Source organism: Mesorhizobium sp. M5C.F.Cr.IN.023.01.1.1 (assembly GCF_003997585.1).
GTDB lineage: Bacteria > Pseudomonadota > Alphaproteobacteria > Rhizobiales > Rhizobiaceae > Mesorhizobium > Mesorhizobium wenxiniae.
In genome coordinates, this window is the sequence record NZ_RZSU01000002.1 from 103,022 (window position 1) to 124,109 (window position 21,088).

General features: G+C 63.8%; 13 protein-coding genes. 3 read left to right on the forward strand and 10 right to left on the reverse strand.

Annotation, left to right across the window (positions count from 1 at the left end):
• Positions 1 to 212: 212 nt before the first annotated feature.
• Positions 213 to 1,025 (forward strand): helix-turn-helix transcriptional regulator, encoded by an 813-nt coding sequence (locus EOA78_RS01605; protein WP_127313573.1) that lies wholly within the window; start codon positions 213 to 215, stop codon positions 1,023 to 1,025.
• Here the strand turns inward: EOA78_RS01605 and EOA78_RS01610 are convergent, their stop codons facing one another.
• Together EOA78_RS01610 and EOA78_RS01615 are read right to left on the reverse strand one after the other, a co-directional pair.
• On the reverse strand, positions 1,026 to 1,928 hold the full coding sequence (locus EOA78_RS01610; protein ID WP_127313636.1) for a DMT family transporter: 903 nt from the start codon (positions 1,926 to 1,928) through the stop codon (positions 1,026 to 1,028).
• A 44-nt stretch (positions 1,929 to 1,972) separates the two neighbouring features.
• Entirely contained in the window at positions 1,973 to 4,279 is a 2,307-nt protein-coding gene (locus EOA78_RS01615) for a xanthine dehydrogenase family protein molybdopterin-binding subunit (protein ID WP_127313574.1), read from the reverse strand.
• A gap of 155 nt (positions 4,280 to 4,434) precedes the next feature.
• Between EOA78_RS01615 and pepN the strand changes: the two genes are divergently transcribed.
• Positions 4,435 to 7,080, forward strand: a complete 2,646-nt coding sequence (gene pepN / locus EOA78_RS01620; protein WP_127313575.1) for an aminopeptidase N — start codon at positions 4,435 to 4,437, stop codon at positions 7,078 to 7,080.
• 320 nt (positions 7,081 to 7,400) lie between these two features.
• The gene (locus tag EOA78_RS01625; RefSeq protein ID WP_127313576.1) at positions 7,401 to 9,728 is read left to right on the forward strand and encodes a PAS domain-containing sensor histidine kinase; all 2,328 of its coding nucleotides are present in this window, start codon (positions 7,401 to 7,403) and stop codon (positions 9,726 to 9,728) included.
• Positions 9,729 to 9,822: 94 nt separating this feature from the next.
• Here EOA78_RS01625 and EOA78_RS01630 read toward each other — a convergent pair whose 3' ends face one another.
• The 8 genes from EOA78_RS01630 to ccmI all read right to left on the reverse strand — a co-directional run bounded on the left by EOA78_RS01630 (position 9,823) and on the right by ccmI (position 21,073).
• Positions 9,823 to 12,783 carry a bifunctional [glutamine synthetase] adenylyltransferase/[glutamine synthetase]-adenylyl-L-tyrosine phosphorylase gene (locus EOA78_RS01630; RefSeq protein ID WP_127313577.1) on the reverse strand — a complete coding sequence of 987 codons (2,961 nt, stop codon included), beginning with the start codon at positions 12,781 to 12,783 and terminating at the stop codon, positions 9,823 to 9,825.
• Positions 12,783 to 14,252 (reverse strand): ATP-binding protein, encoded by a 1,470-nt coding sequence (locus EOA78_RS01635; RefSeq protein WP_127313578.1) that lies wholly within the window; start codon positions 14,250 to 14,252, stop codon positions 12,783 to 12,785. Before EOA78_RS01635 ends, EOA78_RS01630 begins: the two co-directional genes overlap by 1 nt.
• Position 14,253: 1 nt before the next feature.
• A complete protein-coding gene (locus EOA78_RS01640) occupies positions 14,254 to 14,928 on the reverse strand; it encodes a response regulator transcription factor (protein ID WP_029354580.1) in 675 nt (224 codons plus the stop codon).
• A 354-nt stretch (positions 14,929 to 15,282) separates the two neighbouring features.
• Positions 15,283 to 16,812: a Do family serine endopeptidase gene (locus tag EOA78_RS01645; protein WP_127313579.1), complete on the reverse strand. Its 1,530-nt coding sequence runs from the start codon at positions 16,810 to 16,812 to the stop codon at positions 15,283 to 15,285.
• A gap of 153 nt (positions 16,813 to 16,965) precedes the next feature.
• The gene (locus tag EOA78_RS01650) at positions 16,966 to 17,430 is read right to left on the reverse strand and encodes a cytochrome c-type biogenesis protein (RefSeq protein WP_127313580.1); all 465 of its coding nucleotides are present in this window, start codon (positions 17,428 to 17,430) and stop codon (positions 16,966 to 16,968) included.
• On the reverse strand, positions 17,427 to 19,418 hold the full coding sequence (locus EOA78_RS01655) for a heme lyase CcmF/NrfE family subunit (RefSeq protein WP_127313581.1): 1,992 nt from the start codon (positions 19,416 to 19,418) through the stop codon (positions 17,427 to 17,429). The genes EOA78_RS01650 and EOA78_RS01655 overlap by 4 nt, the downstream gene beginning before the upstream one ends.
• Positions 19,419 to 19,492: 74 nt before the next feature.
• Positions 19,493 to 19,936, reverse strand: a complete 444-nt coding sequence (gene ccmE / locus EOA78_RS01660; RefSeq protein WP_065010432.1) for a cytochrome c maturation protein CcmE — start codon at positions 19,934 to 19,936, stop codon at positions 19,493 to 19,495.
• Between the two features lie 3 nt (positions 19,937 to 19,939).
• A complete protein-coding gene (gene ccmI / locus EOA78_RS01665; protein WP_127313582.1) occupies positions 19,940 to 21,073 on the reverse strand; it encodes a c-type cytochrome biogenesis protein CcmI in 1,134 nt (377 codons plus the stop codon).
• Between the last annotated feature and the right edge of the window lie 15 nt (positions 21,074 to 21,088).

The window sequence follows — 21,088 nt, forward strand, 5'->3', positions numbered from 1 at the left end:
GTCGAGGGGTGCTGGAAGAAACGAGGCGCTGATAATTCTGTCGCCGTGCGCCAGCTTCTCGACTTGGATGAGGGTGTTCGCCAAACTGGAACACCCCTCATTCGACCGAGCTTCGCTCGGCCACCTTCTCCCACAAGGGGAGAAGGAAAGGGCTTCATCTATAACCTGCCCGGTAATTGAAATACATCCGCTGCCGGCCTAGTCATCCGCTCATGACAGCAACCCAGACTTCCGCCGGCAGCCTCATTCGCGAGTGGCGCACGCGCCGGCGCATGAGCCAACTCGATCTCGCCATGGAAGCCGAAATCTCGCAACGGCATCTGAGCTTCGTGGAAAGCGGCCGCGCGGCGCCCTCGCGCGAAATGGTGCTGCATCTGGCCGAGCAGCTGTCGATCCCGCTGAGGCAGCGCAACCAGCTCCTGCTGGCCGCGGGGTTTGCCCCTAGTTTCAGCGAGCGTTCGCTCACCGATGCCTCGCTGGCGCCGGCGATGGCAGCCGTCGAGATCGTGCTCAAGGGGCACGAACCCTTCCCAGCGCTCGCTGTCGACCGGCACTGGAACCTGGTATCGGCAAACGCCGCCATCGGCCCGTTCCTCGCCGACGTCGCCGAGGCGTCCTTGCTGACGCCGCCGGTCAATGTGCTGCGGCTCAGTCTGCACCCCGGTGGCGTCGCGCCGCGCATCGTCAACCTCGCCGAATGGCGCGCGCATCTTCTCGATCGGCTGAAACGCCAGAACGACGCCACTGGCGATCCGGTTCTGGTCGAACTGGAGCGCGAGCTTCGGACCTATCCGTCCGGCCTGAACGGCGCACGGCCGGTGCCGGTCGAGCCGAACGCGATCGTGCACCCGCTGCGGCTTGCGCATGGCGATGCCGTGCTGTCGTTCATCAGCACCATCACCGTGTTCGGCACGCCGCTTGACGTGACGCTGTCGGAGCTGGCGATCGAATCCTTTTTCCCCGCCGACGAGCAAACGCGGACGGTGCTGGTGCGATTGGCGAAGGAACGGGCCGAGCCGTCCTGATCATCCTTGCGGTGGGGCCGCCTGGCGAGTGCGGGCACGTTCGAGGCCAAGCTGACGCTCGCGCCAGATGATGAAGATGCCGGCGGCAACGACGATCAGGCCGCCGATGAGCATATGAACCGTCGGGATGTCGCCGAAAACGAGATAGCCGACGACTATGCCAAGCAGCATCGACGTGTATTCGAAGGGCGCCACGACCGAGGCCTCGGCATGGCGATAGGCTGCCGTCATCAGAATCTGAGCGACCCCGCCGCAAAAGCCTGCAGCAATGAGAAGGCCCGCCTGGACCGGGGTCAGCGCCTGCCAGCCGAACGGCAGCGAAAGCAACGCCAGGATGCTCGCCGTTACCGAAAACCACAGCACGATAGTTGCCGTCGGCTCGCTCTGGACGAGGTTGCGCACCAGCAGCATGGCCACGGCCGAAATCGCTGCCGCGACCAGGGCGGCAATGACGCCGAGCACCTCCTGATCGCCGAGTGCTGCGCCCGAACCCAGCAGCGTCAGTTCCGGCCATGAGATGACTAGCACCCCGAGCAGTCCGACCGCAACCGCGCTCCAGCGATAGACGCGGATCGCCTCGCCGAGGAAAATCGAACTGAACACCACCACCAGCAGCGGCTGTGCGTAGTTCAGCGTGATCGCCTCGGGCAGCGGCAGCCGTGTCAGCGCAAAGAAGCCGAGCCCCATGGCGCAGACGCCGACAACCCCGCGCGCAATGTGGTTGAGCGGGCGTTTGGTCGAGAACGCGGTGCCAAGCTTTCCCTGGAAGGCCAGGAAGACGACGATCGGAAAGATGGCGAAGAAGGAGCGGAAGAAGACGATCTGGCCGGCCGGCAACGTGCCCGCCGCCTTGATGCAAGAGGACATGCCGACAAACACCGCCACCGACACGATCTTGAGCATTATCCCGGTCAGCGTGTTGTGCCCGCCGGGAGGGTCCGTCGGGTTCACTTAGCAGCTGCTTCCTGGATCGCTGCCCAGATGCGCGCCGGCGTCGCCGGCATGTCGATATGTCTGATACCGTAGGCGCGATAGAGCGCATCCGTCACCGCGTTGAGCGCGGCCGGCGTTGCTCCGATCGTGCCCGCCTCGCCTGCTCCCTTGATGCCCAGTGCATTGGTGGTCGAGGGCACGTTGCGGGTCTCGAAATGGAAGAACGGCAAATCGTCGGCGCGCGGCATGGCATAGTCCATGAAGCTCGCCGTCAACAACTGCCCGTCTTGGTCATAGACCGTGTTCTCGGTCAGCGCCTGCCCGATGCCCTGGACGACACCGCCATGCACCTGGCCAGCCAGCAGGATCGGGTTCACGGTGACGCCGAAATCGTCGACGATCGTATAGCGGACAATCTCCGTCATGCCGGTGTCGGGATCAATCTCGACCTCGCAGATGTGGGTGCCGTTCGGATAGGTGCATTCGTCCTGCACGAATTCGCCAAAGCCCTTGAGATCGTCCGGGTTCTTGGCGGCCTTGGCGATGGCCGAAAAATCGATCATGCGGTCGGTGCCGACGATGCGGGCAGCGCCGTTGGACAATTCGATGTCGTCGGCCGACGCTTCCAGCTCATCCGCTGCGATGCGCTTGATCTTGTTGGCCAGATCCTCGCCCGCGCGAGAAGCTGATACACCGCCAAGGGGTATGGAGCGCGAGCCGCCGGTGCCGCCGCCGGCCTTCAGCTCGTCGGTGTCGCCCTGGCGGACATGAATCTTGCCGATGTCGAGATGAAGCTTTTCCGAGAGGAATTGCGCATAGGCGGTCGCATGCCCCTGCCCGTTGGTCTGGGTGCCGATCTTCAGCGTCACCGTGCCGTCGCCGTTCAATTCGACAAAGGCCGGTTCAGAGCCCGCAAAGGCACAGGCCTCGATATAGGTCGCCATGCCGATGCCGCGGATCTTGCCGGCCACCTTCGACTGCGCCAGCCGCTCCGGAAACGCCTGCCACTCCGCCTCTTCGATGGCGCGGTCCATATGGCCTGCGAATTCGCCGGTATCATAGAGGCGGTCCGTCTGCGTGCGATAGGGAAACTGCTCAGGCCGAATGAAATTGCGCCGGCGGATCTCTTCGACTGGCAAGCCCAGATCGTGGGCGCAGGCGTCGACGAGCTTTTCCAGGAGGAATGCCGCTTCCGGACGGCCGGCGCCGCGATACGCATCGACCGGGCAGGTATTGGTGTAGAGGCCGGTCACCGAAACATCGAGCGCCTGGATGTCGTAGACGCCGGTCGACATGGTGACGCCGATATAGGGGATGAACGGGCCGTATTGCGAGACATAGGCGCCGATATTGGCGAGAAGATCGACCTTCATGCCGAGGAAGCGGCCGTCCTTGTCCATTGCCATCTCGGCGGTCACGACATTGTCGCGGCCTTGCGCATCGGTGAGGAAATGCTCGGTGCGGTCGCCGGCCCATTTCACCGGGCGGCCAAGGCGCCTGGCGGCCTCGAGCACCAGCGGATGTTCGCGATAGACGAAGCTTTTCGGTCCGAAGCCGCCGCCGACATCAGGCGTGATGACGCGCAGCTGGTTCTTTTTGATCTTGAACACATCGGCCAGGATGTACTGCATGGAATGCACGCCCTGCGAGCCCGTGGTCAGCACGAAGCGGTTCTCTTGCGTGTTCCACTCGCCGATCGCCGAGCGCGGCTCGATGTAGTTGCAGACCAGCCGGTTGTTGATGAATTCGATGCGGGTGACATGCGCCGCCCTGGCGAATGCCGCCGCTGTCTTCGCCTGGTCGCCGATGTGGTAGCTGAAGGCGCGGTTCGAGCCGAGTTCCGGCCAGACCAGCGGCGTGCCTTCGTCAAGCGCCGTGGCGGTGCCGGACGCGGCATCCTCGGCCTCGTAATCGACTTCGATCAGCTCGGCCGCGTCCTGCGCCAGGGCGCGGCTGTCGGCGACGACGAACGCGACGGCGTCGCCGACATAATTGACCCGGTCGCGGCAAAGGACCGGAATGTCGCGGGTCGGCGCCTTGGTGCCGTCCGGCTGCCTCTGCATGACGCCGGATTTCAGCTTGCCGATATGAGCAAGATCCGCACCAGTCAGTACCAGATGGACGCCAGGTGCTGCCTTGGCCGCCTCGGTCGAACCGACGGTGAAGCTTGCCTTGGCCACCGGCGAGCGCAGGACGTAACCGTGCAGGAGGCCGGCCGGCTGGATGTCGTCCGTGTAGCGACCGAGACCTTTCAGGAAGGCCTGGTCTTCACCACGCAGCACAGAGGCGCCCATGCCGAATTTCGGTGTGACGACGGTCATAGATGCCTCGCGATGATGATTGGAAAACGAGTGCCTGAAATAGGCGCTGCGCCAGTTTTGTCGAGTGACGGTTTCGTGTAAAGAGCGCGTGCTTCAAATTTCTTGGACCAGCGGACCACCTGCCGCTGCGGGAATCGACAGGGAAACCCCACGGAATGCGCACGGACACCGGCCAGGTCTTCAAGCTCGAAGACTATCGCCCCACCGATTATCTCATTCCGGAAACCGGCCTGACTTTCCGCCTGTCACCAGAAGCCACGCGCGTCATCGCCGTGCTGACGGTCGAACGCCGCGACGGTATCGCGGCGTCAGTGCCGCTGGTGCTGGACGGCGATGGATTGACGCTCAGCCACATCGCAATCGACGGCCGGACACTCGCGCCGACTGATTTTTTTGCTACGCCCGATCAACTGACGATCACCACGCCGCCCGCAGCATCCCGCTTCCAGCTCCTGATCGAAACCGAGCTGGCGCCGGCGCACAACGAAGCCCTGATGGGCCTCTATCGCTCCAGCAACGTCTATTGCACGCAATGCGAGGCCGAGGGTTTTCGGCGCATCACCTATTTTCTCGATCGCCCCGATATCCTGTCCGTCTATACGGTTCGCATCGAGGCGCGGCACCACGAGGCGCCACTGCTTCTTTCCAACGGCAACCCGGCTGGAAGCGGCGAACTTGCCGACGGCTGGCATTACGCAGTCTGGCACGACCCCTTCCCCAAGCCGTCCTATCTGTTCGCCCTGGTGGCGGGCGCTCTCGGCAAGGTCGCGGACAGCTTCGTCACGTTGTCTGGCCGGAAGGTCGAGCTCGGCATCTATGTCGAGCCGGGCAAGGAGGGGCTCGCCGGCTATGCCATGGACGCCCTGAAACGGTCGATGAAATGGGACGAGGAGGCGTTCGGCCGCGAATACGATCTCGACGTCTTCAACATCGTCGCCGTGTCCGACTTCAACATGGGCGCGATGGAGAACAAGGGCCTCAACATCTTCAACGACAAGTATGTACTGGCCGATCAGGAGACCGCAACAGACGCCGATTTCGCCAATATCGAAGCGATCATCGCGCATGAGTATTTCCACAATTGGACTGGCAACAGAATCACTTGCCGCGACTGGTTCCAGCTTTGCCTGAAGGAAGGGCTGACGGTTTTCCGCGATCACGAATTCTCAGCCGACCAGCGCTCGCGAGCGGTGAAACGCATTGCCGAAGTGCGGACATTGCGGGCACATCAGTTTCCCGAAGACCAGGGACCGCTGGCGCATCCTGTGCGGCCGCGCCGCTACCGCGAAATCAACAATTTCTACACGGCGACAGTCTATGAAAAGGGCTCGGAAGTGGTGCGCATGATCCGCACCATTCTCGGCAGCGAGACGTTCCGGGCCGGCATGGATCTCTATTTCGAGCGTCATGACGGCGAGGCTGCGACGATCGAGGACTTCATCAAGGTGTTCGAAGATGTGTCCGGCCGCGACCTCTCGCAATTTTCGCTCTGGTACCATCAGGCGGGCACGCCCAGTCTGACGATCAGTTCGACACACAATGCGGCAGCGCAGGAGTTCACGCTCGAGATCGAGCAGTCGGTGCCGCCGACGCCGTCCGAAAGCCGCAAGCGGCTGATGCATATTCCGCTTGCCTTCAGCCTGGTCGGCACCGACGGCAAAGCGATAGCCTATAGCGGCGTCGAGGGCGCCAGCGTCGAGGACGGCGTCATCCATATCCGCAAGCGCCGGCACATGGTTCGCTTCTCGGGCGTTGGCGAGCGCCCGGCGATGTCGCTCAATCGCGGCTTTTCGGCGCCGGTGACGCTTTCCGTCGAGCAGAAGGCCGACGATCAGTTCTTCCTTGCCGGCCATGACAACGATACCTTCTCGCGCTGGCAGGCGTTCAACACGCTTTTGACCGAGGCGCTGATATCAGCCTTCCGCCAGGTCCTTGACGGCCAGCAGCCTGGTTTCGCATCACGGTTGACCGGGCTTGCCGGCAAAATAGCCGGCGACGAGACACTCGAACCAGCCTATCGGGCGCTGGCTGTGGCGCTTCCGAGCGAAGCCGATATCGCCCGCGACATCGGCAAGAACATCGATCCCGATGCCATCTTCTCCGCCCGCGAGGCGCTGACGGCCGCGATCGCCGAGGCGAACGGCGAGATATTCTCCGACCTCTACCATCGACTGGCCGACAAGGACGCTTTCAGTCCGGATGCGGCGAGCGCCGGGCGCCGCGCGCTACGCAACATCCTGCTCGACTATCTCTCGCTGCTGCCGGGAGGTGCGGCGCTTGCGGCCCGGCATTTCCAGTCCGCGACCAACATGACGGACCGCGCCGCCGCACTGACCGTGCTTGCGCTCCGCCACAGCGGTTCGCCCGAGACGGTCAAGGCGCTGGCCGACTTCGAAGCGAAATATACGACCGATCCGCTGGTGATGGACAAATGGTTCCAGATCCAGGCCAGCGTGCCCGGCCCGCAAACCATTTACGCGGTGCGCGCCCTGACCAACCATCCGGCCTTCTCGATGGCCAACCCGAACCGGGTGCGCTCGCTCGTCGGCACGTTTTCCAGCGCCAACCAGACCGGCTTCCATCGGGCCGACGGCGAAGGCTACAGGTTTTTCGTCGAAACGGTCCTGCATGTCGAAAAGCGCAATCCACAGTTGGCCGCCCGGCTGGCGACAGCACTCAGATCATGGCGCTCGCTCGAACCTGCCCGGCAGGCCAAGGCAAGGGAAGCGCTGCTTTCGATCTCCAATGTCGAGAATCTATCGGCCGATTTGCGGGACATCGTCGAGCGCACGCTGGCGTGAGGGTTCCCCTTGAGGGAGGGTGGACAGCCGCCGAAGGCGGATGGACGGGTGGGTCGCTGCGGCAGTACGCGGCCTCGACCGACGCCACCAGCCCCGACCTTTGATTTAAAAGGTGGAGCGCTTCGCCGGGGACCCCTCCCGGCCCTACGGGCCACCTCTCCCCTCAAGGGAGAGTCGGCGCCGAACTATTTTAGTCGATTTTTAATCTTTTTTCGCCGCGCCTATGGACAAGCCGAATCACCTTTGATTCTTTAGCTGAAGATTCGGAAGTGCGGCGTCGCCGGATCATCAAGCAGATTTAAAATCGGGGAGAGCCATTTATGGCGAAGGCGGACGCGTGGGGCGCGCCCGGAGGGACAGCTTTTGAGCGGCGTGAGGCGAGAAGCGATGGTCTCGCCGGCAACGCGCGGCTCATCGCCGAACCCGCCTACCGACGGCTTCTGGCAGCCGAGCCATTGTTGCGCCGATCGATACCGGCCCTCATCATCATTTTCCTGGTCGTCATCGCGGCGCTGCGGTTCCTGTCGCTGATGAACGAGCGTGACGACGTGGAACGCGACGCCAAGGCGATCCTCTCGCTCGCGGCGGGCCAACTGGCCAGTTCGATTAGCGTGGATGCGACCTTGGGCTCAACGCCTGGCGCGACGCAGGACCTGTTGGAGGGCATCAGCCGTCAGGGCGCGATGGGCCGAAGCCACGTGCTTGCGGTCACCGACAGCGCGTTCAAGATCGTTGCCGTGACACCGCAATCGACGGGCTGGGAAGGGCGGTCGCTCGACGCCATCGCCCAGGGCGGTCAGCCGCTGTTCATGTTCGGCGACCGCGCCGGGGTAATGGAGGTCAGAATCGGCGGCCTGGACTGGTATGCGGCGGTGAGCCTGACAAACGGCAGGAACGGTGCTGCCGCAGCGCTCGTTCCGCAGGATGCGGTCTTCGACACCTGGCGCAAGACCGTTTCGCTCAACGTCACGCTGTTCGTGCTGACAGCCGGCGTGCTGATCGTCATCCTCTACGCCTATTTCGGTCAGGCGGCGCGCGCCCTGGCCGCCGACCGCATTTATCTCGAAGCGCACCAGCGCATCGACATGGCGCTGGTGCGCGGCCGCTGCGGCCTGTGGGACTGGGACATGGTGCGCGGCAAGATGTACTGGTCGCGCTCGATGTACGACATGCTGGGCTATGAGCCCTGCAACGCAATGCTGTCGTTCGGCGAGGTCGACGAGATCATCCATCCCGAGGACGGCGACCTGTTCCAACTCGCCAACAGGATCGTCGCCCGCGAGATCGATCACATCGACCAGGTGTTCCGGATGCGCCATGCCGACGGACAATGGGTGTGGATGCGCGCAAGGGCGCAGGTGATCGATCCGGAAGCGCCGGAGATCCAGCTGATCGGCATCGCCGTTGACGTCACCGAGCAGCGGCACCTGGCGCTGCGCTCCGAGGCCGCGGATCTTCGCCTGCGAACGGCCATCGAAAACATCAACGAGTCCTTCGTGCTCTGGGATTCCGCCCAGCGCCTGATCATGTGCAATTCCAAGTACCAGCAGGACAACGGTCTGTCGGATCGCGACGTGATGCCAGGTGCCTCGCGCGCCGTTCTCGAAGATCGCATGCTTGCCTTCGCTTCGGAGCGCCGGCTTGCCAACACCAACGGGCAGCAAGGCGGCGTGACCTTCGAGCGGCAGCTTGCCGATGGCCGTTGGCTGCAGGTGAACGAGCTGCGGACCAGGGACGGCGGCACCGTCTCGGTCGGCTCCGACATCACCCAGATCAAGCTGCACCAGGAGAAGCTGGTCGACAGCGAGCGCCGGCTGATGGCGACGATCCACGATCTCAGCCTTGCCCGCCGGGCGGAGGAAGAGCGGTCGCGCGAACTGGTCGATCTCAATCGCAAATACATGAAGGAAACCGAGCGCGCCGAGGCGGCGAACCGGGCCAAATCCGAGTTCCTGGCCAACATGTCGCATGAATTGCGAACGCCGCTCAACGCGATTATCGGCTTCTCGGAGCTGATGGAACAGGCGCTGTTCGGGCCCTTGGGTTCGCCGCGCTACGAGGAATATGCCACCGACATCAACGGCAGCGGCAAATATCTTCTGGGCGTCATCAACGACATCCTCGATATGTCGAAGATCGAGGCCGGCCAGTTCTCGATGGATCAGGAGGAAATCGACCTCTGTCCGCTTATGAGGGAAACGGTGCGCGTCATCTCGCTGCAGGCAGCGGAAAAGTCGATCACCGTCGAAACGCGCATCCCCGATTCATTGACGCTGTTCGCCGACCGCCGGGCGATCAAGCAGATCATCATAAACCTGCTGTCGAATGCGGTGAAATTCACCGGCCAGGGCGGCCGCATTGCGGTAAGGGCCCGCAACACGTCCAGCGCTCTGGTCCTGACGATCGAAGACAATGGCTGCGGCATCCCCAAGGAGGCGCTGAGCAAGCTCGGGCGGCCGTTCGAACAGGTGCAGAACCAGTTTTCCAAGAGCCATGCCGGTTCCGGCCTTGGCCTTGCCATCTCACGCTCGTTGGCCGAGCTTCAGGGCGGCGCCTTGAAAATCCGCTCCACCGAAGGCACCGGCACGATCGTGTCGGTGCGCATTCCGATCAAGAAGTCGACGCAGCCGGTCAGGGCCGCCGCCTGACGCTCTGTTGTCGTGAAGTGGTTGGAAACTTTCGGAAACGCCGAATGGACAGCGCCCCCGATGCTTTTCGAAACAGCCGTTTGGCGTTGCGACGTCATGATCGTTTCGCACGAAGCAAAAGGTCGAAATCCTTTCTGACCTTTTGCGATGTCTCCTTGAGGTGCGCTTCCAGCACTCCGAAATCCGGCAGGTCGGTAACCGCCAGAAGCAGATCCGAAAGCCCCGGCGGAACGTCGTCCCGTTCGAATACGCCGGTGATGCAGAGCCGCGTCATCTGGGTCAGCGCCAGATAAAGCGCATAAGCATCGCAAAGCTCTTGCCTGACCTGGACCTCAGCGAAATCCGGCGCCAGCCTCGACAGGACTTCCGCCGTCCCGGTGATTCGGCGGCCGGCTTCGACCTTTCCCGTGATCACCGCCACCTGCGCGATGAATTCGAGATCGATGAGACCGCCCGGAATCAGCTTGATGTCCCAGAGATCGCGTGGCGGCTTCTCCTTCTCGATCATCGTACGCATCTCGGACGCCTCGGCTATCACCTTGGCGCTGTCGCGCGGCAGGGCAAGCACCGCCGCCACCTCGGCCTCGGCCTCGGTGCACAGCGCTTGATCGCCACCGATCGCGCGAGCCCTGGACAGCGCCATGTGTTCCCATGTCCAGGCGTCCTTGCGCTGGTATTTCTTGAAGGCATCGACATGGGTCGCCACCGGCCCCTTGTTGCCGGACGGCCGCAAGCGAAGGTCGAGCTCGTAGAGAACGCCCTCGGCGGTCGGCGCGGACACGGCTGATATCAGCCGCTGCGTCATCCTGCTGTAATAGTGGGATGGGGCCAGCGGCTTGTCGCCATCGGATTCTTCGGCATCGGTGTCGTGATCATAGAGCAGGATAAGGTCGACGTCGGAGCCGGCCGTCAATTCGCGGCTGCCGAGCTTGCCCATGCCGAGCAGCGCAACGGTGCCGCCGGCGATGCGACCGTGGCGCAGCGCGAACTCGGCGATGACCACCTGCAGCGCCGCGTCGATGGTGAGATCGGCCAGATCGGAAAAGGCGCGGCCGGCGCGGGTCGGATCGATCGAGCCGGCAAGCAGCCGGACGCCGATCAGGAATTTTTGCTCGGACGCAAAGATGCGCAAGCGGTCGAGCACGTCCTCATAGGCCCTGTCGTCTTCGAGTAAGGCGGCGAGACGGCCGGACAGATAGGCGCGGTCCGGCAGTTCGGTCAAAAGGGCTGGATCCAGCAGACCGTCGAACACGTGCGGCCGGCGTGTGATGATAGCGGCCAGCCGGGGGGCCGCGCCCATGATCGTCGCCAGCAGCTTCAGCAGAGCCGGATTGGACTGGAGCAGCGAGAAGAGCTGGATGCCGGCGGGCAGGCCGGCGAGGAATTCGTCGAAGCGCATCAACGCCTCGTCCGCCCGGCGCGTCTGACCGAAGGATTGCAGCAGCGCCGGCGTGAGTTCGGTCAGCCGCTCGCGCGCCTCGGCCGACTGGGTGACGCGATAGCGGCCGAAATGCCAGCCGCGGATAACCCGGCAGATGTCGCTCGCCCGCTGGAACCCCAGTCTCTGCAGGGTCTGCAACGTATCGGGGTCATCGACATCGCCGGTAAAGACCAGATTGCCGATGCCGGCCGAAAGCTCGGGCGCGGTTTCGAAAAGCGCTGCGTAGTGACGTTCGACCTGATGAAGTGCGGCGCGGAAGGCCTCGGCAAAGACCACCGCATCGGCAAAACCGAGCATGCAGGCAATGCGTTCGAGCCCTTCGTCATCTTCCGGCAGTATATGGATCTGCTCGTCGGCGACCATCTGGACGGCATGCTCGACACGGCGCAGGAACCAGTATTGCCGAGCGAGCGCGTCGCGCGCGTCGGCCGTAATCCAGCCGCGTGCCGCAAGCTGGCCAAGCATCGGCACGGTCTCGCGGCCGCGCAGCTCGGGGAAGCGGCCGCCGGCGATGAGCTGCTGGGTCTGGACGAAAAATTCGATCTCGCGAATGCCGCCGCGGCCGAGCTTGACGTTATGGCCCTTCACGGCGATCTCGCCGTGGCCCTTGTGGGCGTGGATCTGGCGCTTGATCGAATGGACGTCGGCGATCGCCGCGTAGTCCATGTATTTGCGCCAGATGTAGGGCTGGAGGTCCTTCAGGAACGCAGCACCGGCGGCGAGATCGCCGGCCACCGGACGCGCCTTGATCATGGCCGCGCGCTCCCAGTTCTGGCCGCGCGCCTCGTAGTAGCGCAGTGCCGCCTCGACCGGGATCGCCAGCGGCGTCGAACCGGGATCGGGACGAAGCCTTAGGTCGGTGCGGAAAACATAGCCGTGTTCGGTGCGGTCCTGGAGAATGCGGACCAGCCGGCGGGTCAGGCGCGAAAACAGCTCCGTCGCATCGAGCGGATCGACGACGGCTGGCGCTTGCGGGTCGAAGAAAACGACGAGGTCGATGTCGGAGGAGAAGTTCAGCTCATGCGCGCCAAGCTTGCCCATGCCGAGCAGGATCCAGCCCGACCGGCGCGCCGGATCCTCGGGGTCCGGCAGTTTGAGCTTGCCTTGTCCGTGCGCGTCGCGAAGCAGGAAGTCGACAGCAGCGCGGATGCAGGCGTCGGCAAGACCGCTCAGCCGCCGTACTGTGATTGCAGTTTCAGCCTCGCCTGAAAGATCGGCCAACGCGATCAGGACATGCGCTTCCGCTTTCCATTGCCGCAGCTCCATCATCAGGCTGTTTTCAGAGATGCCTTCCGCCTGCGCGGCCTTGTCGAACGCGGCGCCGATCGAGGCCAGCCGGGTCTCAACGGTCTCATCGAAAAGCGCATCAAGGATCTGCGGGCGGCGGCGCACAGTGCCGCGCAGGAATGGCGACAGGTCGAACACTGCCGCGAGGAACTCCTGACTGGCGCCCTTGCCGGCGAGAAATTTCGCGAGCCGGGTAAGCCCGTCTTCCTGCGCGGCGGAAGCGATTTCCGACAATTGCCGCCTGGCGCGGTTCCGATCCAGGGGGACGAGCTTTGCGGCCGGCTTCAAAAGCCAGTTGGTCTGTTCCGCAGCCGCCCTCACCGCCATCAGCGATCCTCCCGTTCGGGAAAACTCATGACGACGGACAATCCGGGATCGGCGGGCAGAAGGTCAAGCCGTCCATTGTGGAATGTCATTATTGCCTTGGCGAGGCTGAGGCCCAAGCCGGAACCCGGCTGCGAGCGGCTTTTCTCCAGCCGCACGAAACGCTCGGTTGCCCTGGCGCGATCGGCATCGTCGGGAATGCCCTGGCCGTTGTCTGTGACGGAAAGCCTGATTTCCCTGCCGACGCGATCGAGCGCCACGCGGACGGTCGGCTTGGCTGTCGAGTCGGTTGAATATTTGATCGCGTTGTCGACGATGTTCGATAGCGCCTGGCCGATCAGCTCGCGATTGCCGTCGACGGCGAAGCCATCCTGCACCGAGGTCTCGAGTGTCACCCCCGCCTCCTCCGCCACCGGCTCGTAGAGCTCGACGACATCGTGCACGGCCGCAGCCAGATCGACCCGGCTGGTGCTTTCGGAGGAATAGCCCGCCTCCAGCCTGGAGATCATCAGGATGGCGTTGAAGGTCTTTATCAGCTGGTCGGACTCGGCGATGGTTCCTTCCAGCGCCTGGCGGTAGTCGGTAGTGCTGTGCTTGCCGGAAAGCGTCGCTTCGGCACGGTTGCGCAACCTGGTCAGCGGTGTCTTCAGATCGTGGGCGATGTTGTCGGAGACCTGCTTCAGCCCTTCATTCAGCGTGGCGATCCTGGCCAGCATGGAATTGAGGTTTTCCGACAGCCGGTCGAACTCATCGCCGGCCCCGGTGACCGGCAGCCGGCCGGAGAGGTCACCGCCCATGATACGGCGGCTGGCTTCCGATACGCTGTCGATGCGCTTCAGCGCTGCGCGGCCGACAAAGAACCAGATCAAGAGCCCGCCGAGCGCCATCATGCCGAGCGCCAGCATCAAGGCGCGGCGGATGACGGCGCGGAACCGCTCAGGCTCGCCGAGATCGCGACCGACCAGCATGATCATCTGGTTCGGCAGGCGCAGCACCAAGGCAATGGCGTTATGGCCCTTCTCGCCTTGGACCTGGACTTCGCTCTGGCTGGATTCGTTCGGGTCAGCGACCGGGTTGCGTTGCCGCTCGAGCTCGCCCTCGCCGAAACGCCGATAGGAAAACGGCTCTGTCGTCCAGCCCTCGGCCTCGAGAACGCCGGGCTCCAGGCTCTGCACGTTTCCGGTCAGGATCTGGCCGTTGGTGTCGGCGATCAAATAGAGATTGGCGCCGGGCTGGCGGGAGCGCTGCTCGACCACGCGGACCAGCAGCGGCAAGCCGCCGCGCTGGTAGGCCCGGGCGAGGCCGAGCACTTCGTCGTTGATAGTCTCCTGCGTCTGGCCGGTCAGCATGCGTGCAGACAGCGAGGTCATGTAGAAGACGAGCAGCACCGCGCAGATGGCGAACAGCAGGAGATAGAGCGCCGAAAGCCGCGCTGCCGTCGTCTTCATGATGGACGGCATGGAAAGAGCCATGCTACCCGCTCTTGAGCATATAGCCGGCGCCACGAACCGTGTGCAGAATCGGCTTGTCGAAGCCCTTCTCGATCTTGCCGCGCAGCCGCGAGACGTGAACGTCGATGACGTTGGTCTGCGGATCAAAATGATAGTCCCAGACATTTTCCAGCAGCATGGTGCGCGTCACCACCTGGCCGGCATGGCGCATCAGATATTCCAGCAGGCGGAACTCGCGCGGCTGCAGCGTGATTTCGCGCGCCGCGCGCCGCACCGAATGAGAGAGCCTGTCGAGCTCGAGATCGCCGACCCGGTAGAGGGTTTCGGCTTCCCTGGCGCTGGCGCGGCGGTTCAGCACCTCGACCCGGGCCAGAAGCTCGGAAAAGGCATAGGGCTTGGTCAGATAGTCGTCGCCACCGGCGCGCAAGCCGGTGACCCGGTCGTCGACTTCGCCGAGCGCCGACAGGATCAGCACCGGCGTCGTGTTGCCCCTGGATCTCAGACCGGCGATGACCGACAGGCCGTCGCGGCGCGGCAGCATGCGGTCGACGACCATCACGTCATAGTCGCCTGAATCAGCGAGCGCGAAGCCGGTTTCGCCGTCGCCGGCGACATGGGCGGTGTGTCCGGCCTCGGTAAAGGCTTTCTGGAGGTAATCGGCCGCTTCGCGATCGTCTTCTATGACGAGAATCTTCATGGGACCGTTATACGCGATTTCGCTGGAAGATTGAGTGGCCGGCATATGTATCGTGGCCTTCATCAGGGCGTATCGCGAACAAAGTGATTCAAGGATACGCAGTAAGTCTTTGTTTTGGAATGTCGTTGACGCCGAGCCGCCGGCACCCTCGGATCAAGCCCGAGGCGGGCTTTTGGGCGACCTGCTTTGTTGTTGGCATGCCGTCATGCTTTGTTCGAGCGGCAGCGGGCTCGCATCGCCCGCTGCCGCTGGGGCGGAACACGATGACTGACTAACGAATGTATTCAAGCCCCGTGCTTTCCCGTGCGGCGGCTCGGGAGTGTTTGAAGCCGCCGCACCGGAAAAGTTTGGACGTCAGCCCTTGGCGACAGGCAGCGCGACGAAGCGGTTGCTATCGTCGCGGGTGATCTGCATCAGCACCGCCTTGCGGCCCGACTTCACCGCATCGGCCATGGCCTTGGCGACGTCGTCGCTGCCATTGACCTCCGTCGAATTGACCGAGGTGATGACGTCGCCGGGCTGGATGCCGCGATCGGCGGCATCGCTGTCGGGATCGACATCGGTTACCACAAGCCCTTTGCCATCGTCGGACCTGGTGACGGTGAGACCGAGATCGGCCAGCGTATCGGCCTTTGGCGGAGCGGAAGGCTGCTGGTCGGCCGAAGCCTGCTTGTCGCTCGAAGGCAGCGTGCCGAGATCGACCTTGACGGTCTCACTCCTGCCGTCACGCCACAGCGTGACGTCGACGGGCTTGCCGGGCTGGTAGGCGCCGATCAGACGGGCGAGTTCCTTCGGCGAAGCGACGTCCTTGCCGTCCACCTGAGTGATGACGTCACCGGCGGTGATGCCGGCCTTCTTGCCGGGACCATCCTCCTGCGCGCTGGAAACGAGCGCACCCTTATCGGACTTCAGCCCGAGCGATTCGGCGATTTCTGAGGTGACCGGCTGGATCTCGACGCCAAGCCAGCCGCGCTGGACGGTGCCGTCCTTCATCAGATCCTGCACGACCTGTTTGGCCGTCGAGGCGGGAATGTCGAAGGCAATGCCGACGCTGCCGCCGGACGGCGAGAAGATCGCGGTGTTGATGCCGACAACCTGACCGTTGAGGTTGAAGGTCGGGCCGCCCGAATTGCCGCGGTTCACCGAGGCGTCGATCTGGATGAAGTCGTCATAGGGGCCGGCGCCGATATCGCGGCCACGGGCCGAGACGATGCCGGCGGTGACCGTGCCGCCGAGGCCGAACGGATTGCCGACTGCCACGACCCAGTCGCCGACGCGAACCTTGGAATCATCGGCGAAGTCGACGTAAGTGAATTTGCCGTCGCCTTCGACCTTGAGCACAGCGAGGTCGGTGCGCGGATCTGTGCCGACCAGCTTGGCGTCGAGTTCCTTGCCGTCATGCATCACAACCGTGAAGGACGAGCCGTCTCCGACGACATGGTTGTTGGTGACGAGGTAGCCATCCTCGGAGATGAAGAAACCGGAACCCTGGGCGACCGGCCGCGGCTGGCGGTCACGGCGTCCGAAACGCCGCATTCCATCCCGGCCATCCTGATCGCCAAAGCCACGGAACTCCCTGAAGAAGCGGCGCAATTGCGGATCGTCGGGAAGATTACCGAAGGCGTCGGGCAGGTCGGAGCCGTCGTCGGCGGTCGTTTCTATCTTGGCTTTGACGCGGACACTGACGACCGCCGGCGAAACGCGCTCGACCACGTCGGCGAAGCTCGGGACCTGCGGTGCCTCGACACGCACCGCCTCGGCCAGGACCGGGGCTGTCCCGGTGGCAACCGCGCCGAAGCCGATCGCGCCGGCAATGGCCACTGAAGCGGCGGCAGCCAACAGGCGTTTGCGGGTGCGGGGATTTGAATTGGGGGCAATATTCATGGGTCTCGTATCCTCTTTCAAGGGATGCGCTTCGGTCGGCATCCTCGGGCAAGAGAAATAGGGGCGCGCACATTACGGCGCCATTTCCGGTGCATGAAACTTTTGTAATGTACCGGCAACGTCGCGGGAGTGGCCGCCGGAGGAATGGCCGAGTTAGTTGCCCAGCATCTTGTCCAACGCTGCCTTCTCCTCGGCGGTGAGCATGGCCGCAGGCGCGGAGCGGCGCGAGCGGGCGCCGAGCACGACGACGGCGCCGCCGGCAAGCAGCAGAAACACCGGCGCACCCCACAACAGCGCATTGCGCAGGCTGAAGCGCGGCTTCAACAGCACGAACTCGCCGTAGCGGGAAACGATGTAGTCTATCACCTGCCGGTCGGTGTCGCCGGCGACGAGGCGCTGGCGCACCAGCACGCGCAGGTCGCGGGCAAGGTCGGCATCGGAGTCGTCGATCGACTGGTTCTGGCAAACCATGCAGCGCAGCTGCTCCGAAAGCGTCCGCGCCCGCGCCTCGAGCGCTGAGTCGGCCAGAACCTCGTCGGGCTTCACCGCAAGTGCGGCGCCGGCAAACAACAGCGTCAGCAGCAAGACTAGGGAGGCCAGTGAAAATCTTGCGGTCATAGCAGGCTCGCGGAAGGTACGGCGCCCGCCGACTTGCGACGGCGGGACGGTGCCCCGACGCGCAGGCGCCGGTCCATGAGCGACATCGCGGCACCCGCCATCATGACAAGGCCGCCACCCCAGATCAGCGTCACCAGCGGCTTCCACCACAGCCGCACCACGACGGAGCCGTCGGTCCCCTCGTCGCCAAGCGAGAGATAGAGCTGGCTGAAACCGATCGTCTTGATACCGGCCTCGGTCGTCGTCATCTGTCGGACCGGATAGGAGCGCTTGGCGGAGGTGATTACAGCGGTAGTGCTTCCATCGGCGCCGAGCAGAGCGAAGCGGCCGCGGTCCTCGCTATAGTTAGGTCCCTGGGCCGGATAGAGCCCTTCGAAGCGCAGCGTGTGGCCGGACAGTTGCACGGTCTCGCCAGCATGCATCGACAAGATCTTCTCGGTGCCGAAGCAAAGCGTGCCGATGATGCCCAGCGTCGTCAGGCCGAGGCCAAGATGGGCGAGTGCGGTGCCGAAGACCGAACGCGGCAGGCCGGCGAAGCGCCTGAGCATGACGCCGGGCGCGACAGTGCCGAAGCCGGACTTGACGGCAATATCGGTGAGCGCGCCGCAGATCAGCCAGAAGGCCAGGCCGACGCCAAGTGCCGCGAACACCGAGGCGCCATCGATGAACAAGGCCGTTACCAGCACGGCCAGAAGCGCTGCGGCGAAGGCCGCCATCAGGCGCTGGGCGACGGCGAAGATGTCGCCGCGCTTCCAGGCCAGCGGTGGTCCGAACGGGACCACCACCAATAGCGGCACCATCAGCGGTCCGAATGTCAGGTTGAAGAACGGCGCGCCGACCGAAATTTTATCGGCTGAAATAGCCTCGACCGCCAACGGATACAATGTGCCGATCAGCACGGTGGCAGTGGCCGTGGTCAGGAACAGGTTGTTGAGGACCAGCGCTCCTTCGCGCGAGATCGGATGAAACAGGCCGCCGGCCGTCAACCTCGAGGCGCGCAGAGCGAACAACGCCAACGATCCGCCGATGAACAGTGTCAGGATGCAGAGAATGAACACGCCTCGCGTCGGATCGGTGGCGAAGGCGTGGACGGAAGTGAGCACGCCTGAGCGCACCAGGAAGGTGCCGAGCAGCGACAGCGAGAAGGTCAGGATCGCCAGCAACAGTGTCCATATCTTCAGGGCCGAGCGCTTTTCCATGACGATTGCCGAATGGAGCAGCGCCGTGCCCCCCAGCCAAGGCATGAAGGAGGCGTTCTCGACCGGATCCCAGAACCAGAAACCACCCCAGCCAAGTTCGTAATAGGCCCAGTAGGAACCCATGGCGATGCCGCCGGTCAGGAACATCCAGGCGACCAGCGTCCATGGCCGCACCCAGCGGGCCCACGACGCGTCGATGCGGCCTTCGATCAGGGCGGCGACCGAGAAGGAAAAGCAAATCGAGAAGCCGACATAGCCGAGATAGAGCAGCGGCGGATGGATGGCGAGGCCGAGATCTTGCAGGATCGGATTGAGATCGCGGCCCTCGATCGGCGCCGGATTGAGCCTGGCGAACGGGTTTGACGTCGCCAGGATGAACAGGAAAAAGGTGGCGCCGATCGCCCCTTGCACGGCCAGCACATTGGCTCGAAGGGTCGCGGGAAGATTGCTGCCGAAAGCCGCGACGAGGGCTCCGAAAAAGGTCAGGATCAGCACCCAGAGCAGCATCGAGCCCTCGTGATTGCCCCAAGTGCCGGTGATCTTGTAGATCAGCGGCTGCAGCGAATGCGAGTTGTCCCAGACGTTGGCCACCGAAAAATCGGACGTTGCATAGGCTATGGCCAACGCCGCGAAGGACAGAGCGGTCAAGGTAAAGCCGGTCACCGCGACCGGACCGCCGACGGCCATCATCTTCTGGTTGTTCATGCGCGCGCCGAACATCGGCACCAGCGTCTGCACCAAAGACAGCGCGAACGCCAGGACCAGCGCGAAATGTCCGGTTTCAACCATTGTGGCGCCCGCCAGGTTTTTGTTTTCCCACAGGTTCTTGCCGCAAAACCGTGAGACACTGTTGCGGAACCTGCTTAGTCACTCTTGCTCTCCTGCCACACGCCCTTGGACTTGAGGCCGTCGGCCACCTCCTTGGGCATGTAGTTCTCGTCGTGCTTGGCCAGCACGCTGTCGGCGACGAAGACGCCGTCCGGGCGGAACGTGCCTTCAGTGATGACGCCCTGCTCCTCGCGGAAAAGGTCGGGAAGAATGCCGGTGTAGGTGACCTTGACCTGCTTCTGGTTGTCGGTCACCGAAAAAGCGACGGTAGCCCCCTGACCGCGCTCGATCGTGCCTTTTTCGACGAGGCCGCCGAGCCTGATACGTTGCCCAGGCTGCAGGCTTGCGGTGGTCAGATCGGCGGGCATGTAGAAGTAGGAGGCCTTCTGGCCGAGCGCGTAGAAGGTCAGGCCGGTGGCGGCACCGAGGAAGGCCAACCCTCCGGCGATCACAGACAGTCTTTTCTGCTTGCGCGTCATGTTTTACTCCGTCGCCGTCAGGCCGAGCGAGACGGCAAAGGCGGTGAATTTCTTGGCTTCGTCACTATCGGAGCCAAAAACGGCGATACCGCGATTGAGCGCGTCGCGCGCCTGATCGGCCTTGCCCAGCACGACATAGGAACGAATAAGCTGCATCCATCCTTCCGCATCGCGTGGGTTTTGCCGCAGTTTTTCAGCAAGTCCCGCGACCATGGTGTTGATCATCGCTTCCCTGTCCTGCGGCGACATCGACGAGGCGGCATCGACATTCGCGGCGTCCGGGCCTTTTGCAGGCACTCCCGAAGCGACGTTCTGCCTGGCGGATTCGGCCAATGCCTGCTCGACGGCGCCGCGCCAGGCTGAGTCCTGCGGCAAGGCCGCTAGCATTTTCTGCCAGCCAGCTGTCGCCTCCTCAGTGCGCCCTTCCTGCGCCATGCCCATCGCCAGATAAAAGCTGGCCTTCGGATTTGCCGGATCGAGCTTCAGCGCCGCCTCGAAGGCGGCCTGAGCGTCGGCCGAGACTATGCCGCCCGCTGCGCTGGCGATCGCCTCGCCGAGGCCGGCCTGGCGGGCGGCGCTGTCGCCGTCGAGGCGAATGGCGTTGCGGCACGCCGTCACCGCGTCGGAAAACCGCTGCATGCGCAGATAGACCGGCGCCAGAACGTCCCAACCCCTGCCGTCGGACGGATTCGCGGCAAGGTGGGCCTCGGCGCGTGCCACCAGTTCCTCCACCGAACTGTCGGCGGGATTCTTGGCCAGTCGCTCGCTGAGCGGCTGCGACGGCAGATCGGGCGAGCCGAGCTGGCTGTACAAGCCCCAACTGACCAGCGGAACCGCCAGGACCGCGGCCGTCGCAACCAGCCTGGTCGCCATCGACGGCTGCCGCGCCGCTGACTTGTCGGCGGCATTGTCAAGTCGAAGGATGCGGCGGGCGATCTCCGCACGCGCCTCTTCGGCCTCCGCCGGCTGGATCAGGCCACGCGCCACGTCCAGGTCAAGCTCCGACAACTGGTCGCGATAGACTTCAAGGTCATGATCGCTGCTCGCTGAACCACCCTTCGAGCCGCCGGCCAGCGGCAGCAGAACCGCCAGGCTTGCACCCAGCGTGAGAATGGCAGCTATGACCCAGAACAGCATGCTTCTTCCAATAAC